General features: G+C 70.4%; 13 protein-coding genes and 1 pseudogene. 13 read left to right on the forward strand and 1 reads right to left on the reverse strand.

The genetic code is table 11. From position 1 onward, the window contains the following. Window positions 1-48: 48 nt before the first annotated feature. From FDF13_RS04005 to FDF13_RS04065, 13 genes are all read left to right on the forward strand, one after another. Window positions 49-1,518, forward strand: a complete 1,470-nt coding sequence (locus FDF13_RS04005) for a CCA tRNA nucleotidyltransferase (RefSeq protein ID WP_137320357.1) — start codon at window positions 49-51, stop codon at window positions 1,516-1,518. A 96-nt stretch (window positions 1,519-1,614) separates the two neighbouring features. Further along, a complete protein-coding gene (locus FDF13_RS04010; protein WP_137318528.1) occupies window positions 1,615-3,327 on the forward strand; it encodes an AMP-binding protein in 1,713 nt (570 codons plus the stop codon). A gap of 138 nt (window positions 3,328-3,465) precedes the next feature. Next, window positions 3,466-5,799, forward strand: a complete 2,334-nt coding sequence (locus FDF13_RS04015; RefSeq protein WP_254668900.1) for a transglycosylase domain-containing protein — start codon at window positions 3,466-3,468, stop codon at window positions 5,797-5,799. A gap of 195 nt (window positions 5,800-5,994) precedes the next feature. Beyond that, entirely contained in the window at window positions 5,995-7,368 is a 1,374-nt protein-coding gene (locus FDF13_RS04020; protein WP_137318529.1) for a hypothetical protein, read from the forward strand. A 115-nt stretch (window positions 7,369-7,483) separates the two neighbouring features. Then, entirely contained in the window at window positions 7,484-7,774 is a 291-nt protein-coding gene (gene rpsF / locus FDF13_RS04025) for a 30S ribosomal protein S6 (protein ID WP_137320359.1), read from the forward strand. Between the two features lie 34 nt (window positions 7,775-7,808). Beyond that, window positions 7,809-8,450, forward strand: coding sequence for a single-stranded DNA-binding protein (locus FDF13_RS04030; RefSeq protein ID WP_137318530.1), 642 nt, complete (start codon window positions 7,809-7,811; stop codon window positions 8,448-8,450). Between the two features lie 28 nt (window positions 8,451-8,478). Continuing rightward, on the forward strand, window positions 8,479-8,718 hold the full coding sequence (gene rpsR, locus FDF13_RS04035) for a 30S ribosomal protein S18 (protein WP_137318531.1): 240 nt from the start codon (window positions 8,479-8,481) through the stop codon (window positions 8,716-8,718). Window positions 8,719-8,737: 19 nt separating this feature from the next. Beyond that, complete coding sequence (gene rplI, locus FDF13_RS04040) at window positions 8,738-9,196, forward strand: 50S ribosomal protein L9 (protein ID WP_137318532.1); 459 nt, start codon at window positions 8,738-8,740, stop codon at window positions 9,194-9,196. Window positions 9,197-9,540: 344 nt separating this feature from the next. Next, on the forward strand, window positions 9,541-10,851 hold the full coding sequence (locus FDF13_RS04045; RefSeq protein WP_137318533.1) for a DUF445 domain-containing protein: 1,311 nt from the start codon (window positions 9,541-9,543) through the stop codon (window positions 10,849-10,851). A 185-nt stretch (window positions 10,852-11,036) separates the two neighbouring features. After that, window positions 11,037-11,891, forward strand: a complete 855-nt coding sequence (locus FDF13_RS04050) for a MerR family transcriptional regulator (RefSeq protein WP_137320360.1) — start codon at window positions 11,037-11,039, stop codon at window positions 11,889-11,891. A gap of 186 nt (window positions 11,892-12,077) precedes the next feature. Continuing rightward, window positions 12,078-13,427, forward strand: a complete 1,350-nt coding sequence (gene dnaB / locus FDF13_RS04055) for a replicative DNA helicase (RefSeq protein WP_137318534.1) — start codon at window positions 12,078-12,080, stop codon at window positions 13,425-13,427. A gap of 63 nt (window positions 13,428-13,490) precedes the next feature. Beyond that, complete coding sequence (locus tag FDF13_RS04060) at window positions 13,491-14,315, forward strand: endonuclease/exonuclease/phosphatase family protein (protein WP_137318535.1); 825 nt, start codon at window positions 13,491-13,493, stop codon at window positions 14,313-14,315. Window positions 14,316-14,503: 188 nt separating this feature from the next. Then, window positions 14,504-15,460, forward strand: a complete 957-nt coding sequence (locus FDF13_RS04065) for a VOC family protein (protein WP_137318536.1) — start codon at window positions 14,504-14,506, stop codon at window positions 15,458-15,460. Between the two features lie 180 nt (window positions 15,461-15,640). Here FDF13_RS04065 and FDF13_RS04070 read toward each other — a convergent pair. Continuing rightward, a pseudogene (locus FDF13_RS04070) lies at window positions 15,641-16,957 on the reverse strand (DEAD/DEAH box helicase); the annotation flags it as partial. Between the last annotated feature and the right edge of the window lie 810 nt (window positions 16,958-17,767).

Genomic DNA, 17,767 nt, shown 5'->3' on the forward strand with positions numbered 1-17,767 from the left:
GACCCGACGGTCCGGGACGACGCGATCCCAAGGAGGTCCCAGGTGTTCCTGGCCCAGGCCCATGCCCGGCTGGCCGATGCCCTCGACGGGCTCGACCCCATCCTCGGCCCCCTGGGGCAGCGGTTCGCCGACGCCGGGTTCGAGCTCGCACTCGTCGGCGGCTCGGTGCGCGATGCGCTGCTCGGCCGGGGGATGCCCGACCTCGACTTCACCACCGACGCCCGGCCCGACGACATCCTCCGGCTCATCACCGGCTGGGCGGATGCGCACTGGGACATCGGCCGGAGGTTCGGCACGATCGGGATGATCCGCTCCGGTTACCAGATCGAGATCACCACCTACCGCGCCGAGGCGTACGACCCGGAGTCCCGCAAGCCCAGCGTGGCGTTCGGCGACTCCCTCGACGACGACCTGCTGCGCCGCGACTTCACGATCGGTGCGATGGCCGTGCGGCTGCCCGCCCGCGTGTTCGTTGACCCCTTCGGCGGGCTCGCGGACATCGAGGCCGGCCGGATCCGCACCCCGGGGAGCGCGGAGATGAGCTTCGGCGACGACCCGCTGCGGATGATGCGCGCCGCCCGCTTCACCTCCCAGCTCGACTTCGCCGCCGCCGGCGAGGTCGTCGAGGCGATGACCGGGATGGCCGAGCGGATCGACATCGTGTCCGCCGAGCGCGTGCGCGACGAGCTCGTCAAGCTCGTGTGCGGGGCGGCACCCCGCCGCGGCATCGAGCTGCTCGTCGACACCGGGCTCGCCGAGCGCATCCTGCCCGAGGTCGCCGGCCTGCGCCTCGAGCGCGACGAGCACCACCGCCACAAGGATGTCTACCAGCACAGCCTCACCGTGCTCGACCAGGCGATCGAGCTCGAATCCCGGTACGCCGCCCGGCAGGAGAAGGCGGGGATCGCCGAAGGAGACCCGCAGCGCCTCCCGGTGCCGGACTTCGTCGTCCGCTTCGCCGCGCTCATGCACGACATCGGCAAGCCCTCGACGCGCCGTTTCGAGCCGGGCGGTGCGGTGACCTTCTACCACCACGACGTCGTCGGGGCGAAGATGACGGCGAAGCGGATGAAGGCCCTCCACTTCGACAAGGACACGACGAAGAAGGTCGCCCGGCTCGTCGAGCTCCACCTGCGGTTCTACGGCTACGGGGACGCCGGCTGGTCGGACTCCGCGGTGCGCCGCTACGTCACCGACGCCGGGGACCTGCTGCCCCGGCTCCACATCCTCACCCGGTCCGACGTCACCACCCGCAACCGCCGCAAGGCCGAGCGGCTGGCGCATGCCTACGACGACCTCGAGGAGCGGATCACGGCGCTCGCCGAGCAGGAGAAGCTCGACGCGATCCGCCCCGACCTCGACGGGAAGCAGATCATGGCGCTGCTCGACATCCCGCCCGGGCGCGAGGTCGGCGAGGCCTACCGCTTCCTCCTCGAGGAGCGGATGGAGCACGGCCCGCTCGGTGAGGAGCGCGCTGCGGCGGTGCTGCGCGAATGGTGGGACGCACGACAGGGATGACCGGAGTGCGGGAAGTGCCGTGAGACGCCCGGTTCCGCGCCTCCGGTGCCTGGTACCTTGAAGCCAGAGGTGACGGAATACATCGAAGGAGACCGTATGAGCACCGCGACGGACACGTTCCGGCAGGCCCGCGACAGCCTGCTCGAGATGCGCACCGACCTCGAACAGGCGCGCGCCGCCTTCACCTGGCCCCGCTTCGAGCACTTCAACTTCGGCCTCGACTGGTTCGACGAGGTCGCCCGCGACAACGACTCCCCGGCGCTGTGGATCGTCGAGCAGGACGGCACCGAGGGGATCTGGAGCTACCGCACCCTCTCAGCGCGCTCGAACCAGGTGGCGAACATGCTCCGCGCCGCCGGCGTCACCCGCGGCTCGCACGTCATGGTCATGCTCGGCAACCAGGTGGAGCTGTGGGAGACCATGCTCGCCGGGATCAAGCTCGGCGCTGTGCTCCTGCCGACCACCACCCAGCTCCAGGCCGCCGACCTCACCGACCGGGCCGAGCGCGGTGAGGCCGCGTTCGTCGTCGCCACCGCCGCCGACGCCGCGAAGTTCGACGACGTCGACCTGCCGCTGACCCGGATCGTCGTGGGCGGCGAGCCGACCCGCGAGGGCGACATCGCCTACGCCACGGCGGACGACTTCCCCGCCGGGTTCGAGCCCGACGGGCCGACTCCGGCGGACGACCTGCTGCTCCTCTACTTCACCTCGGGCACCACCTCGAAGGCGAAGATGGTCGCCCACACCCATGTGTCCTATCCCGTCGGACACCTGTCCACGATGTACTGGATGGGCATGGAGCCCGGCGACATCCATCTCAACGTCGCCTCGCCGGGCTGGGCCAAGCACGCGTGGTCGAACATCTTCACCCCGTGGATCGCCGAAGCCTGCGTGTTCCTCTACAACTACTCCCGCTTCGACGCCCCGGCGCTCATGAGCACGATGGAGCGGGTGGGCGTGACGAGCTTCTGTGCCCCGCCCACCGTGTGGCGCATGCTCATCCAGGCCGATCTCGGCCTGCTGTCGACCCCGCCGCAGAAGGCGCTCGGCGCCGGCGAGCCGCTCAACCCGGAGGTCATCGACCGGGTCAAGGACAGCTGGGGGGTGCTCATCCGCGACGGCTTCGGGCAGACGGAGACCACCCTGCAGATCGGCAACCCGCCCGGCCAGCCGGTCAAGTACGGCTCCATGGGCCTGCCGCTGCCCGGCTACGACGTGGTGCTGCGCGACCCGGCGACCGGGGAGATCGGCGACGAGGGCGAGATCTGCCTGCGCCTCGACCCGCGCCCGGTGGGCCTGACCGCCGGCTACTGGCACGACGAGGAGCGCACCGCCGAGGCGTTCGAGGACGGCGTCTACCACACCGGCGACGTCGCCTCCCGGGACGCGGACGGCTTCATCACCTACGTAGGCCGTGCCGACGACGTGTTCAAGGCCAGCGACTACCGGCTCTCCCCGTTCGAGCTCGAGAGCGTGCTCATCGAGCACGAGGCGGTCGCCGAGGCCGCCGTCGTGCCCTCGCCCGACCCGGTCCGGCTCGCGGTGCCCAAGGCGTACGTGGTGCTCGGCTACGGCTGGGATCCCAGCCCGGAGCTCGCGCGCGACATCCTCGGGTTCTGCCGCGAGAACCTCGCCCCGTACAAGCGGATCCGGCGGATCGAGTTCACCGAGCTGCCGAAGACGATCTCCGGCAAGATCCGCCGGGTCGAGCTGCGGAGCCGGGAGCGCGATCTCCACCCCGACGAGGGGGCGACGACGGTCGAGCACACCGAGTACTCCGACGCCGACTTCCCCGAGCTGCGCGGCTGAGCCCGGACCGGTGACGCCCGGCCCGGGGCGCCTCGGGCGGGGCCGGCCCGGTGACGCGGGATCGGGTCCGGATGCGCTCGGGTCCGGGGGTCGAGTGCGCCCGCTCACACCTCACGCTCATCGACTTCCAAAGTTCGCGTGTTTGAATTGCCCGGTTCGCGCGACGAGGGAGAATCTTTGGCCAAGCACCAGAAGACCGCCGCGGCCGGTTCGGCCGCCGCGAGTTCCACCGGGAGGTCCGGGGTGAACAAGGGTCTGCTCAACTACCCCCGCTCGGGGGTGACAGGGTGGACCCGCTGGCTGCCGTCCCTGCGCCTCATCGGCGTCGGGGTGCTGGCGATGTTCGTCCTCGTCATCGGCCTGTTCAGCATCGGCTACGCGGTGACCGACGTGCCCGAGCCCAACGTCGAGGCCGAGGGCCAGACGTCGACCGTCTACTGGGACGACGGCGAGACGCCGCTCGGCACCTTCAAGATCGAGGACCGCCGCAGCGTCCCGATCGACGAGATCTCCCCGGCGATGCAGCAGGCGGCGATCGCGGCGGAGGACCAGTCGTTCTACGAGAACCGCGGCATCTCCATCAAGGGCCTGTCCCGCGCGGTGTGGGGCGTCGTCACCGACAACTACGCCGGCGGCGGCTCGACGATCACCCAGCAGTACGTCAAGAACTTCTACCTCACGAACGAGCGCAGCATGGACCGCAAGGTCCGCGAGATGTTCATCGCGATCAAGATCGACCAGGAGCTGACGAAGGACGAGATCCTCGCGAACTACCTCAACACGATCTTCCTCGGCCGGCAGAGCTACGGCATCGAGGTCGCCGCGCAGAACTACTACGGCAAGCCCGCCTCCGAGCTCGACGTCGCCGAGAGCGCGCTGCTCGCCGCGATGATCCAGCGCCCCGGCGCCGCGGACCCCGCGGAGAACCCGGAGGAGTACGAGGACCGGTTCCGCTACGTGCTCGAGAACATGGCCGAGCTCGGCTACATCACCGAGGACGAGGCCGTGAGCACCGAGCTGCCCGAGCTGTCCGAGGCGAAGAAGGACAACCAGTTCCGCGGCCAGAACGGCTACCTGCTCGACAACGTCCGCAAGGAGCTCGTCAATGCCGGGATCACCCCGGAGATGCTCGACCGCGGCGGCCTGCAGATCCACACGACCTACAACCAGGAGGACGTCGAGGCCGCGATCGAGGCCGTCGAGGACCTGCCGGAGCTCAAGGAGGGCATGCACGTCGGCCTCATGTCGATCGACCCGAAGACCGGCGGCATCAAGGCGATGTACGGCGGCGAGGACTACCTCGAGCGGCAGCAGAACCAGGCGACGGAGGACATCACCCAGGCGGGCTCGACGTTCAAGCCGTTCACCCTGGTCGCCGGGTTCGAGAACGGGTTCCGGCTGACCGACCACTTCGCCGGCAACAGCGGTACCACGATGATGTACGACGGCACCCCGTGGCGGCCGAAAAACTACGGCGGCGCGAACTACGGCTCGGTGAGCCTGCTGCGTGCCACGGAGAGCTCGATCAACACCGCTTATGCGCAGCTGAATATCGAGGTCGGGCCGGAGAAGACCAAGGACGTCGCGATCCGCGCCGGGCTCGGCGAGGACACGAGCGGCCTCGAGGCGAACGCCGCGAACGTGCTCGGCACCGCGAGCCCGACGGTCGGCCGGATGACCACGGCGTACGCGACCTTCGCCGCCAACGGCATCCACCGGGCCCCGCACTCCGTGGCGAAGGTCGAGAACCCCGACGGCGAGGTCGTCCACGAGGCCGACACCGAGGGCGAGCGCGTGTTCGACGAGAACGTCATGGCCGAGACGAGCTATGCGCTGTCCCGCGTGGTGACCTCCGGCTCGGGCTCCTACGCCCAGAACCTCGGCCGTCCGGCCGCCGGCAAGACCGGCACCTCGCAGGACAACTACTCCGCGTGGTTCGCCGGGTACACCCCCAATCTCGCGACCTCGGTGGCGATCTACCGCGAGGACGAGTCCGGCAACCCGATGGAGATCGGCTCCTACGGCGGGCGCGGTTCGATCACCGGCGGCTCGTTCCCCGTCCAGGCGTGGACGCAGTACATGAGCGATGCGCTCGAGGGCGAGGACATCGAGAAGTTCCCCAAGCGCGGGGAGCTGCCCGATGTGGAGAAGCCGCAGAACGACTCCGGCGTGCCGAACCAGGCCCCGCCGGCCCGGCCGAACCCGAACCCCGACCGGCCGCGCGGCAACGACGACGAACAGCCGCGTCAGGAGCGTCCGCGCGAGGAGGAGGACGAGGCCCCGATCGAGGAGCAGCCGGAGGAGCCGCGCGAGGAGGAGCCCGCACCGGAGCCCCCGCCCGAGGAGCCAGCCCCGAGCCGCCTCCCCGCACCGGAGCCCGACCGGCCGAATCCTCCGCCGGATCCGGAGCAGCCCCCGGCACCCAACCCGCCACCACCGCCGGCTCCGGAGGAGAACGACCTGACGGGCTGACGCCTCGGCGCCCCCGGCTCGACCGCACGGTGCGGGAGAGCCCGCACGGCAGCGCAGGACCCGGAGATCTCTCCGGGTCCTGCGCCGTCCCCGAGGTCGCCGTCCCCGGAGTCCTGCGATTCCGCCATGGTCCTGCGAGCGCGCGCGGCGGTGCCTCCTCCCGGGGCGGGCGCGGCGGTCCTCTAGGCTGACCCCATGACCCGCTTCACCCCGGAGACCCTGGCCCGCCCATTGCTCGGCGGACCGAGCGGCGCGCGCCTGGCCACCGGCGGGCCGCAGCACGGGCTCGTCGGCGGGGTGCTCGCGATGTGCCTGCTCGGCGTCACCACGCTCATCGGGGTGCTCGTCCAGGCACCGTGCGTGGCGCGCGGCTGGGAGCAGCCCTTCGCCTCGTTCCGGATGTGCGCCTCGCCCCTGGCCAACGGGCTCACCGGGACGACCTTCCCGGACGCCCCCGGCCGGGCCCCGGGGGCGAGCATCGAGTTCTCGCCCGTCACCGCCTGGCTCGTGGGCTTCGGGGAGCGGCTGGGGATGGGGGCGGAGTCCGGCGATGTCGCGTTCTTCATGGTCCTCGTCCTCCTCCTCAACGTCCTCGCGATCGCCGCGGCCGGCATCGCCCTGCTCCTCCTCGCCCGCAGCCGGGGAGACCGGGTGTGGATCCCGGTGGCGTTCGTCTCCCCGGTCATCGTGTTCACCCTCGGGCAGTCGCTCGACCCGGTGGGCGTGGCGCTGGCGCTGTGGGCACTCGTGCTCCTGCGGCCGGCGCCCTCGCGGGTCCCGCGCTCGCCGATCGCGGCCGGGGCGCTGCTCGCGCTCGCCGCGTTCATCAATCCGCTCGCCCTCGTCGTGCTGCTCGCGCTCGCCCTCGTCCTGGCCTCCCGGCGCGAGACCACCGACCTCATCGCGGCGTGCGGCGCCTTCATCGTGGCCGTCGGCGCGCTCATCGTCGTCGACGGCCGGCTGTTCGGCCGGCTCGCGGCCTGGTGGGCCGAGGCGATCGACCGCGGCTCCGTCGTCTCCCTGCTGAGCTACGAGCAGTCCCTCGACCCGGGCGTGCTCACCGCGGTGTCGGTGATCGTCTGGGTGGTGGCGCTCGGCATCGCCTCCGCCCTGCTGCTCACCGGTCGACCGGTCGCCCCGCTGTCGCTGCCGGTGGTGGCGACCGTGCTGCTCGGCCTCAGCCTGCTGTTCATGCCCGCCGCCCCCACGTGGAACGCCCTGTGGCTGGTCCCCTTCGCCGCGCTCGCCGTGCGCCACCTGTGGCTCCACGTGGCCTGGGCGCTGTCCGAGGCGGCCCTCGCCGTCGCCGTCCACCTGTCCGACGTCACCGCGCTCGACGCGAACGAGGGGCTGTCGCCGATGTGGCTGTCGGTCTTCACCCTCCTGCGCCTGTTCGCCCTCGCCTTCCTCGTCTACCTCGCCACGGAGCGGCTGCGCGCCGCACCCCCGGCCCGCATGTCGCGGGACTCGACAGCCGATGCGGTGTCGGCCGCCGCCGGATCCGACATCGCGAGCAGCGTGCCGGGCGGGGGCTCCGGCGAAGGTGACACGGCCCGGCCGAATCACTAGAATGGTGAGGTCTGTGCTGCCGGCGGACCGTTCCGCCGGTGGGCCCGACACAACGTATGTACCCTCCTGCCATGGACCGACCATGGCCGCTGAGACCAGAGGAGGTGGGTTACACGTGCGTCATTACGAGCTCATGCTCATCCTTGATCCGGAACTCGACGAGCGCAATGTGAGCGCCACTGTCGAAAAGCTGCTGAAGGTGGTTCCCGCTGATGGCGGAACCGTCGACAATGTGGATGTCTGGGGACGTCGTCGCTTCGCGTACGAGATCCAGAAGAAGGCCGAAGGCTACTACGTGGTCGTGGACTTCCACGCCACTCCGGCCACCACCAAGGAACTGGACCGCCAGCTCGGACTCAACGAGACCGTCATGCGGACCAAGATCCTTCGCCCGGACGCCAAGTAATCACTCACCGGAGCCGTTGATCTAAGGAGCCAGCATGGCAGGCGAGACCATCATCACCGTCGTTGGAAACATCACCGCCGATCCCGAACTCAGGTTCACCCCGAACGGCGCGGCCGTCGCCAACTTCACGGTCGCCTCGACCCCGCGGACGTTCGACCGTCAGGCCCAGGAGTTCAAGGACGGGGAGACGATGTTCCTCCGTTGCAACGCCTGGCGCGAGATGGCCGAGAACGTCGCCGAGTCGCTCCAGCGCGGTTCCCGAGTGATCGTCCAGGGACGCCTGAAGTCCCGCACCTTCGAGACCAAGGAGGGCGAACGCCGCACGGTCTTCGAGCTCGACGTCGACGAGGTCGGCCCGAGCCTGCGCTACGCCACGGCGAGCGTGACGAAGAACGAGCGCAGCGGCGGCTTCGGCGGCGGTGGCGGGAACTACGGCGGCGGACGCGGCGGCAATGCCGCGGGCGGCGGCCAGGGGGGCGGCAACTCCGGCGGCGGATGGGGACAGAACCCCAATGCCGGCGGTGGCGGCTACTCCCAGGGCGGCCAAGGAGGCCAGGGCGGATACAACCGCCCCCCGCAGCAGTCGCCGCAGGACGACCCCTGGGCATCGTCCACCCCCCAGAGCGGACAGGGCGGCGGTTGGGGCAACCCGACCGATGACGAGCCCCCGTTCTGATCATCACTTTTTCTGACAGGAGACACTCATGGCAAAGCCGGATCCCCGGAAGCCGATCAAGAAGAAGGCGAACCCGCTCAAGCCGGGTGAGGCTTCGCAGATCACCTACAAGGACACGTCCACACTGCGCAAGTTCATCTCCGACCGCGGCAAGATCCGTGCCCGCCGCGTCACCGGTGTGACCGTGCAGGAGCAGCGCGTCATCGCCAAGGCAGTGAAGAACGCCCGCGAAATGGCTCTGCTTCCCTACTCGAGCTCGTCTCGCTGATCCGTAAGGGGAATCAACCATGGCTACCAAGAAGCTCATTCTCAACCATGAAGTCGACGGCCTCGGTGCCGCCGGCGACGTCGTCGAGGTGCGTGCGGGCTACGCGCGCAACCTGCTCATCCCGCGCGGCTGGGCGACCCCGTGGAGCGAGGGCGCGCAGAAGCAGATCGATGCGCTGCGCAAGTCCCGTCAGGCCCGCCAGATCGCGGACCGCGACGAGGCCCTGGCTCTCAAGGAGAAGCTCGAGTCGACCTCGGCGAAGATCGAGATGAAGGCCGGTGCGCAGGGTCGCCTGTTCGGCGCCGTCACCCCGGCCCTCGTCGCCGAGGCGCTCGCCGCCTCGGCCGGAGTCGACATCGACCGCCGCGCCGTCGCGCTGCCCGGTCACGTCAAGAGCTCCGGTTCGTACACCGCCACCGTGCGCGTGCACGAGGAGATCACCGCGAACGCCAAGTTCGACGTCATCGGCAAGGCCTGATCGACTGCTCCAGACTGCAGAATCCGAAGGTTCCTGAGAACGGAATCGCCGGATAGTGCAGTCTCAGCGCACGGCCGCTCGATCGAGGCGCCGCGTCCCCCCAGGGGCGCGGCGCCTCGGGCGTTGTCGGGCAGATGTCGGGCCGCGGTGCGCGCGGCCGTCGGGCGGAGCCGTCGAGCGGGGCCGTCGAACGGGGCGCCGTGCTCGGCCGGCGCCCGCGGGCGGACTGTGCGACTTCCGGTGGAGAGTGGTGGCATCGACGGGCGTACACTCCACCGAAACTCCCACGATCGCGAGCCCACGCGTGTGCTCCGGTTCCAGCGGGGAGTGGAACAATGGCGCACATGACCCAGCTTCCGACCCGAGAGAACATCGCGCCACCGGCCCCGCGCCCCGCGCTCACCACCGAGCCGGAGGACGCCGAGCGGGCCGAAGGGCTGCGGCGGATGCGCCGGCTGGCCACCGGGCTGCTCGTCCTCGCCGCTCTCGTCTTCCTCGTCACCCATCTGTTCACCGACCTCACCGGCGTGTGGGGCTTCGTTGCGCGCGCCTCCGAGGCGGCGATGATCGGTGCGATCGCGGACTGGTTCGCGGTCACCGCGCTGTTCCGGCACCCGTTGGGCCTCAAGATCCCCCATACCGCGATCATTCCGCGCAAGAAGGACGTGCTCGGGGAGAGCCTGTCGAACTTCGTCGCGGTGAACTTCCTCAAGTCGCACACCGTGGCGCCGAAGCTGCGGAAGGCGGAGATCACCCGCCGGGCCGGGAACTGGCTCGAGCAGGAGAAGAACCAGGCGATCGTCGTCGAGCGGGCCGGGCAGGGGCTCGAGTACGTGCTCAAGCGTGTCGACGACGATGCGATCGAGGGCATCACCCGAAACGTCCTCGTCCCCAAGCTCGTCTCCACCCACAAGTCCCCGGTGCTCGGACGGCTGCTCCAGGAGATCGTGCAGGACGGGGCGCACCACCGGCTCGTCGACCTCGTCGTCGGCGAGGCCTACGTGTGGCTGGCGAACAACCCACGCGTCATTGATGAGATCGTCGCGCAGAAGGCACCGGACTGGGTGCCCGGGTTCCTCAACGACACCGTGTCCAACCGCCTGCGCAAGGAGGTGCTCGGCTGGGTCGCCGAGGTGCGGGATCAGCCGTACCACAAGGCCCGGCAGGCCCTCGACCGCTGGCTGCTCGAACTCGCCGAGGCGCTCAAGAGCGACACCACGATCGCGGAACGGGCCGAAGGTGTGCTCGACGATCTGCTGCGGCAGGAGGGCGTCGTCCACTCGGTGCTCGAGGTGTGGGCCTCGCTCAAGCGCCTGCTGCGCGGCGCGGTGCTCGACACCGAGGGCGAGGTGCACGCCCGGATCCGCGGCCTGCTCGCCCAGATCGCGGACCGGATGGTCAACGACGTCGAGTTCGCCCGGTCGATGGACGACCGCATCGCGAGAGCCGCCGGCGACCTCGCGGAGTCGTTCGGTCCTGAGCTCGCGAGCGTCATCTCCGACACGATCGCCGGCTGGGACGCGCGCGAGGCCTCGGACCGGATCGAGCTCTACGTGGGCCGCGACCTCCAGTACATCCGCATCAACGGCACGGTGATCGGCGCGCTCGTCGGCCTGGTCATCCACGCCATCACCCTCATCCTGCCGGGGATCTGAGGTGCACGGGGCCGCAGGCGCCGAGGAGGGCCGCCCGGCGGCGTCGGCAATGGGTTCGCGGGCCGGCAGCAGGGCGGTGGGCCCGGGGCGGCAGGTCTCCAAGTGCATGGGCTTGACCCTCACATCGCGTGAGGCACGACAGTGATCCTGTGGACGACGACGATCGAAGGAGAACGGTGGCAGTGATGCCGGACGGGCACGCACCTCGGGCACGGCGGGAACCGGCGGAGGACGGGACCGGCCTCGGGGATGCCGAGGCGGGACTCACCGTCGGGCGCACCGCCGAGCTCGTGGGCGTGAGCGTGCGGACGCTGCACCACTGGGATGCGCTGGGGCTCGTGTGCCCGAGTGCGCGGACGTGGGCCGGGTACCGGCTGTACGGGCGGGCGGACATCGCCCGGCTGCAGCAGGTGCTGGTCTACCGCGAGCTCGGGATGAGCCTGGAGCGGATCGGGGACCTGCTCGACGCTCCGGAGGCCGATGTGGCCGAGCAGCTGCGCAGCCAGCATGATCTCCTCGCCGATCGGATCGCCCGCCTGCAGGCCATGAAGTCTGCGGTCGAACAGATGATGGAGGTCGAAACCATGGAGAAGAAGCTCACCCCCGAGCAGCAGGCCGAGGTCCTCGGCTCGAACTGGAACCCGGAGTGGCACTACGAGGCCGAGGAGCGCTGGGGCGCCACCGACGAGTGGGCCGAGGCCGAGGGGCGCAAGGCGCAGATGGGCCGGTCCGACTGGGAGCAGGTCAAGCAGGAGGCCGAGGCGCTCGAGGCGGACCTCGCGGCAGCGAAGCGCCGTGGAGTGGAACCCGGGTCCGAGGAGGCGAGCGCGCTCGCCGAACGGCACCGGGAGTCGATCGGGCAGTGGTTCGAGGTGAGCCGGGCCAAGCACGTGCTCATCGCTCGCGGATACACCGAGGACCCGCGCTTCCGCGAGCACTACGACACCCGTGAGGCGGGCCTGGCGGCGTGGCTGCGTGAGGTCATCGAGGCCGAGGCGCGGGCCCACGGGGTCGACCCGGAGACCGCCGAGTGGGAGTGATTCCCGGTGACCCGACCGGAGCCGAGGCGCGCGGCCGGTGACGTGAGAGCGTCACCGGTGCGCGCCTCGGCGGCGGGTGCCCGAGCGCCCTGTGCTCACCGCCCGGCACCCGGTGTCCGCGGGCCGCGATAGAGTTGTGTGGCCGGTGCGATGCCGGTGGATCGAGCTGTGCGCGGGACGGGGAGAATGAGCGAATCGAACGACTGGCAGCGGGCCGAGGGCGGTCTGCGGACCCCGCCCCAGGACCTCGAGGCCGAGCAGAGCGTGCTCGGTGCGATGCTCCTGTCGAAGGACGCGATCGCCGACGTCGTCGAGGGCATGCGCGGCGAGGACTTCTACAAGCCGGCCCATGAGACCGTCTACGACTGCATCCTCGACCTCTATGCCCGCGGCGAACCCGCCGATGCGGTGACGGTGTCCAACGCCCTGTCGAAGTCCGGCGACCTCGCCCGGATCGGCGGAGCCGCCTACCTCCACACGCTCATGTCCTCGGTGCCGACGGCGGCGAACGCCGGGTTCTACGGAACGATCGTGCGCGAGCGGGCACTGCTGCGCCGCCTCGTCGAGGCCGGCACCCGGATCGTGCAGATGGGCTACGACGCCGAAGGCGACACCGATGAGCTCGTCAACCGGGCGCAGTCGGAGATCTACCAGGTCACCGAGCGGCGCACGGCGGAGGACTACGTCCGGCTCTCGGAGATCATCGAGGCCACGGCCGCGGAGATCGAGCGGTCCGGGGACCACGAGGGGGACACCGCCGGTGTGCCCACCGGATTCACCGAGTTCGACCAGCTGACGAACGGCCTCCACCCCGGGCAGATGATCGTCATCGCCGCCCGGCCCGGCGTGGGCAAGTCGACGCTCGCGCTCGACATGGTGCGGTCGGCTGCGATCCATGCGCAGCAGACGACCGTGATCTTCTCGCTCGAGATGGGGCGCATCGAGCTGTCGATGCGCCTGCTCAGCGCGGAGTCGAGCATCAAGCTGCAGAATCTGCGCCGCGGCGAGCTCACCCCGCAGGACTGGACGACGCTTGCATCCACGATGGCGCGGATCAATGAGGCGCCGCTCTTCATCGACGATTCGCCGAACATGGCGCTCACCGAGATCCGCGCGAAGTGCCGCCGGCTCAAGCAGCAGCACGACCTGAAGATGGTCGTCATCGACTACCTCCAGCTCATGAGCTCGGGCAAGCGCGTCGAGTCGCGTCAGCAGGAGGTGTCGGAGTTCTCCCGCTCGCTCAAGCTGCTGGCCAAGGAGCTCGAGGTGCCCGTGGTCGCGCTGTCGCAGCTCAACCGCTCCTCCGAGCAGCGCACGGACAAGCGGCCGATGATCTCCGACCTCCGCGAGTCCGGTTCGATCGAGCAGGATGCGGACATGGTGCTCCTCATCCACCGCGACGACATGTACGACAAGGAGTCGCCGCACGCCGGCGAGGCCGACATCATCGTCGCCAAGCACCGCAACGGCCCGACCGGGGAGATCAAGGTCGCCTTCCAGGGCGCGCGGAGCCGCTTCGCGAACATGCCGCAGTAGGGTGCAGGTGTGGAGACCCCTGCCGACGGTCGGAGTGCGCGTGGCACCCCCACGCCGGCAGGCATGTCCCACTCCGCGCTGATCGGGCCGATCCGACCCCCGGGCCTGCACGTCACGTCCTTCAACATCCGCCGGCGGGGAGGGCTCCTCGGCAGCAGGCGCCTCGACCGGTGGACGGAACGCCGATGGCTGGTCCGCGAACTGCTGCGGGCAGAGCAGCCCACGGTCCTCGGGGTGCAGGAGGCACTGCCGGACCAGGCCGCGTGGGTGCGCGACAGCCTTGGACCCGACTATCGCAGCGTCGGCCGGGGCCGCAGCGCCGATGGCAGCGACGAGGGCATCCCGATCCTCTACGACAGCCGACGGCTGGAACTCCTGGGGTGGAATCAGCTGGCGCTCTCCGACACCCCGGAACAGCCCGGATCGCGCAGCTGGGGGAACCTCATCCCGCGCGCCGTCGTCACCGCGGAGTTCGCCGATCAGCGCACCGGGGAGCGTTTCACCGCCATCAACACCCACCTCGATCACCTGTCGCCGAGGTCCCGGCTCCGTTCGGCGCACATGCTCGGGGCCCTGGCTGCGGCGCAGCCAGGGGCGGTGGTGCTCACGGTCGACGCCAACTGCCGGGTCGGTTCACCGCCGTACGGAGTACTCACCCGCGAGGGCGGGCTGCGGGACTCGTGGACGACGGCGGAGCACCGCCTCACCGAGGAATGGGCCACCTACTCCGGCTACCGTCCGCCGCGCACCGGCGGGCGGCGCATCGACTGGATCCTGGTGAGCGCGGGCATCACCGTGCATGCCGCGGGGATCAACGCTGCGCGATTCGCAGGCCGCGCGGCATCCGATCACGAACCGGTGCACGCCGCGGTGACCATCGAGCGGTGAGGTACGAGATTCGCCGCGCTCCCGGCGAGCTCGGGACGAATGCGGCAGGACTGCCCCGCTCGTCCTGAGCAAATTGTCGGGCACTGTGACGCAGGCGACGGAATCCCCGCCATTAGTTGAATGTTCTACTATCCAGCGCGGCGAGCCTGCTGATCATCCGACACGCGTCGCGCCCGAGAGGGAGCACGATGACCGACCAGACCGAAACCCGGCGTCGACCGACGATCGACGTGTCGCGCGACGAGCACCGCCGCACTGCAGGCGACCTGCTGCCCGACGACCTCCGCATAGACGTCGTCACCCTGGCCGTCGGCGATCTCGAGGCGATGGTCGCCTACTACCGCGACGCCCTCGGACTCACCGAACTGACCGACTCCCGTCACCATGCCGCAGACGGAGTGCGCACCGCCGTGCTCGGCCGCGGCACGACACCGCTCATCGTCCTCGAGCACCGACCCGGCTTGCCCCGGGCGTCCCGGCAGTCCGCCGGCCTCTTCCACACCGCAATCCTCTTCGAGACCCAGGCCGAGCTCGCTGCGACCGTGCTCTCCGCCGCCCGGCACCCGCACTCCGAGTTCGTCGGCAGCTCCGACCACCTCGTGAGCGAGGCCTTCTACTTCACCGACCCCGAAGGCAACGGGATCGAGCTCTACTGGGACCGGCCGCGCGAAGACTGGTCCTGGTCAGACGGGCAGGTGGCGATGGACACGATCCACCTCGACCCCAACCGCTATCTGCAGACACACCTCGCGCCCACCGACCCCGACGCCGGCCCGGCCGCCGAGCGCCCCGGCGCCGAGGTCGGACATGTCCACCTGCAGGTGGGCGACATCGGCACGGCCAAGCAGTTCTACGTCGACACCCTGGGCTTCGAGCAGACGGCTATGATGCCGAGCGCCCTCTTCATCTCCGCCGGCGGCTACCACCACCACATGGCGATGAATGTGTGGAACAGCCGAGGCGCCGGCCCGCGGGCGGCCAGCCTGGGCCTCGGCGACGTGCGGATCACGCTCCCGGCACGCACCGACGTCGAGGCGGTGGCCGAGCGCCTGCGCGACCGGCGCATCAACTTCCAGGACGACGGCGCGGCCGTACGGGTCCTCGACCCGTGGCGCACCCCGGTGACGCTGACCTCAGCGGGCTGAGCGCGCCGGGTAAACCTCGGCCGCCGAGCGATCACGGCACGGCCCCACCGGCACCCACCCATGACGAAGGGGCGACACGATACTCGTGTCGCCCCTTCGTCATGCACAGTGGGTCATGCACAGTGAGTCATGCGCGGTGCTCGCCGACAGTCGAAGTCGACCAGCTCATGCACCGCCTCAGCGGCCGGCGTACGAGCGCCCGCCGCTGCGACGCGACTGGCCGCCGCGACGACGGCGTCCGCCGGAGGAGCCTGCGCCCTGACCCTGCGCACCGCGGCCGGACGAGCGCCCGCCGGAGCGTCCACGGCCCTGACCCTGGTTCTGCTGCTGCGGCGCCCGAGGTGCGGGCTCGACGTGCGGCGCGAGGGATCCGACCAGACGGGTGACCTCGTCGGATTCCGCGGTGACGCTGATCGGCGAGACCTTGACGGCGGCCTTGCGGAGCAGGTCGCGGGTGTCCTTTCGCTGCTCGGGGAGCACGACCGTGACCACGTCACCGGCGCTGCCGGCCCGCGCGGTGCGGCCCGAGCGGTGGAGGTACGCCTTGTGCTCGGCCGGCGGATCGACGTGGACGACGAGCTCGACGGAGTCGACGTGCACACCGCGGGCGGCGACGTCGGTGGCCACGAGGACGCGCACGTCCCCGTCGCCGAACGCGCCGAGGTTGCGGTCGCGCTGGCCCTGGGACAGGTCGCCGTGGAGATCCCGGGCCGGGATGCCCTGGGTGGTCAGCTGCTTGGCCAGGCGCTTCGCCTGGTGCTTGGTGCGGGTGAAGAGGATCCGCTTGCCGGTGCCGGAGGCGAGCTTGGCGATGAGCGGCTTCTTGTCGTCGTTGCTCACCTCGAACACGTGGTGGGTCATCGCCGACACGTGCGAGGTCGCCTCGTCCACGGAATGGAGCACCTCGTTGTGGAGGAAGCGCTTGACGAGCTTGTCCACGCCGTTGTCGAGCGTGGCGGAGAAGAACATGCGCTGGCCGTCGGCCGGCGTCTTCTGCAGCAGGCGGGTGACGCCCGGGAGGAAGCCGAGGTCGGCCATGTGGTCGGCCTCGTCGAGCACGGTGATCTCGATCTCGTCGAGGGTCAGCGCCCGCTGCTGGAGCAGGTCCTCGAGGCGCCCGGGGCAGGCGACGATGATGTCGACGCCGCTGCGCAGCGCGCTGATCTGCTTGCCGGCGCTGACGCCGCCGAAGATCGTCGTCGTGCGCATCCCGTACTCCGCGGCCAGCGGCTTGAGCACGGCATCGATCTGGGTGGCCAGCTCACGGGTGGGGGCGAGCACCATGCCGCGCGGGCGCTGGGGCCGGCGGGATCCGCGGGCGTCGTCGCCGAGGCGCGCGACCATCGGGATGGAGAACGCCAGGGTCTTGCCCGAACCGGTCTTGCCCCGGCCCAGCACGTCGCGCCCGGCGAGGGTGTCGGGCAGGGTGTCCTGCTGGATCGGGAAGGCCTCGGTCTTGCCCTCGGCGGCGAGCGAATCGACGAGCCGCGCGGGCACGCCGAGTGCGGCGAAGGTGGTCGGCTGGGCCGGGGACTTCGTTGCCGGTGCCTTGGCCGCCGACGGCTTCCGGTCCTGGGTCTTCGCGGCCGGGGCCGAGGTCCGGGTGGAGCGCTGCGGGGCGGCCGCACCGGTCGAGCGGTCCGCGCTCTGGGAGCGTGCGGGGCGCTCCTGGTTGCGGGGTGCCCGGGTGGCCGAGGAGTCCTCGGTCCGCACAGCGTGCTGGGCGCCGGGTGCGCCCTGGGCGCGCGTCGCCTTCTGCGAACGGGTGCGGTTGCGCGAACGCGCGGGGGACTGCGGGGTGGTGTGCGTGGAGGTGATGGTGGGGCCTTTCACTGTGCCAGGCCGAGGCGTGGTGCATGGTGCGGGGCCCTGGAGCTGGCTGGTGGCGGGAGCACCGGACGGTGCTCTCGATCGCCGCGAGGAAGTAGCTTCAGAAACACGAACCGGAAGTGGACACGGTTCCCATGACGAGGAGTCCTGACGACGCAGGGAACCCGAATGACGGGTTCGCAAGTACCTTCAGCCTATCGCGGATGTGCCGCTGACCCGAATCGGCCGGACTCGGGACCGTCCGGCTACCGGCGCAGCGGACTTGGGACCGGGCGATGCCGTGCCCGACGGCACACCCCCGCGCGCTCCTTCGCTCGGTGACGAACTGCTCACAGATCGAACGTTAGATATGGACTCTTGAACGATCCCGGTCTAGGTTCGGGACTGTATCGACGTGGATACGCATCCGAGGCGCACACGGGATGAGCTGGGCGAAGAGGCCCTGCTTCCTCCGCGCCAGGGTGTCGAGCAATGTGG

Source organism: Brevibacterium sp. CS2, from assembly GCF_005280295.1.
GTDB classification, from domain to species: Bacteria; Actinomycetota; Actinomycetes; order Actinomycetales; family Brevibacteriaceae; genus Brevibacterium; species Brevibacterium pityocampae.

Coding starts and splice junctions, on each gene's coding strand:
- FDF13_RS04010 (WP_137318528.1), top strand. CDS start 1,615: ATGAGCACCGCGACGGACACGTTCCGGCAGGCCCGCGACAGCCTGCTC.
- FDF13_RS04020 (WP_137318529.1), top strand. CDS start 5,995: ATGACCCGCTTCACCCCGGAGACCCTGGCCCGCCCATTGCTCGGCGGA.
- FDF13_RS04030 (WP_137318530.1), top strand. CDS start 7,809: ATGGCAGGCGAGACCATCATCACCGTCGTTGGAAACATCACCGCCGAT.
- rpsR (WP_137318531.1), top strand. CDS start 8,479: ATGGCAAAGCCGGATCCCCGGAAGCCGATCAAGAAGAAGGCGAACCCG.
- rplI (WP_137318532.1), top strand. CDS start 8,738: ATGGCTACCAAGAAGCTCATTCTCAACCATGAAGTCGACGGCCTCGGT.
- FDF13_RS04045 (WP_137318533.1), top strand. CDS start 9,541: ATGACCCAGCTTCCGACCCGAGAGAACATCGCGCCACCGGCCCCGCGC.
- FDF13_RS04050 (WP_137320360.1), top strand. CDS start 11,037: ATGCCGGACGGGCACGCACCTCGGGCACGGCGGGAACCGGCGGAGGAC.
- dnaB (WP_137318534.1), top strand. CDS start 12,078: ATGAGCGAATCGAACGACTGGCAGCGGGCCGAGGGCGGTCTGCGGACC.
- FDF13_RS04060 (WP_137318535.1), top strand. CDS start 13,491: ATGTCCCACTCCGCGCTGATCGGGCCGATCCGACCCCCGGGCCTGCAC.
- FDF13_RS04065 (WP_137318536.1), top strand. CDS start 14,504: ATGACCGACCAGACCGAAACCCGGCGTCGACCGACGATCGACGTGTCG.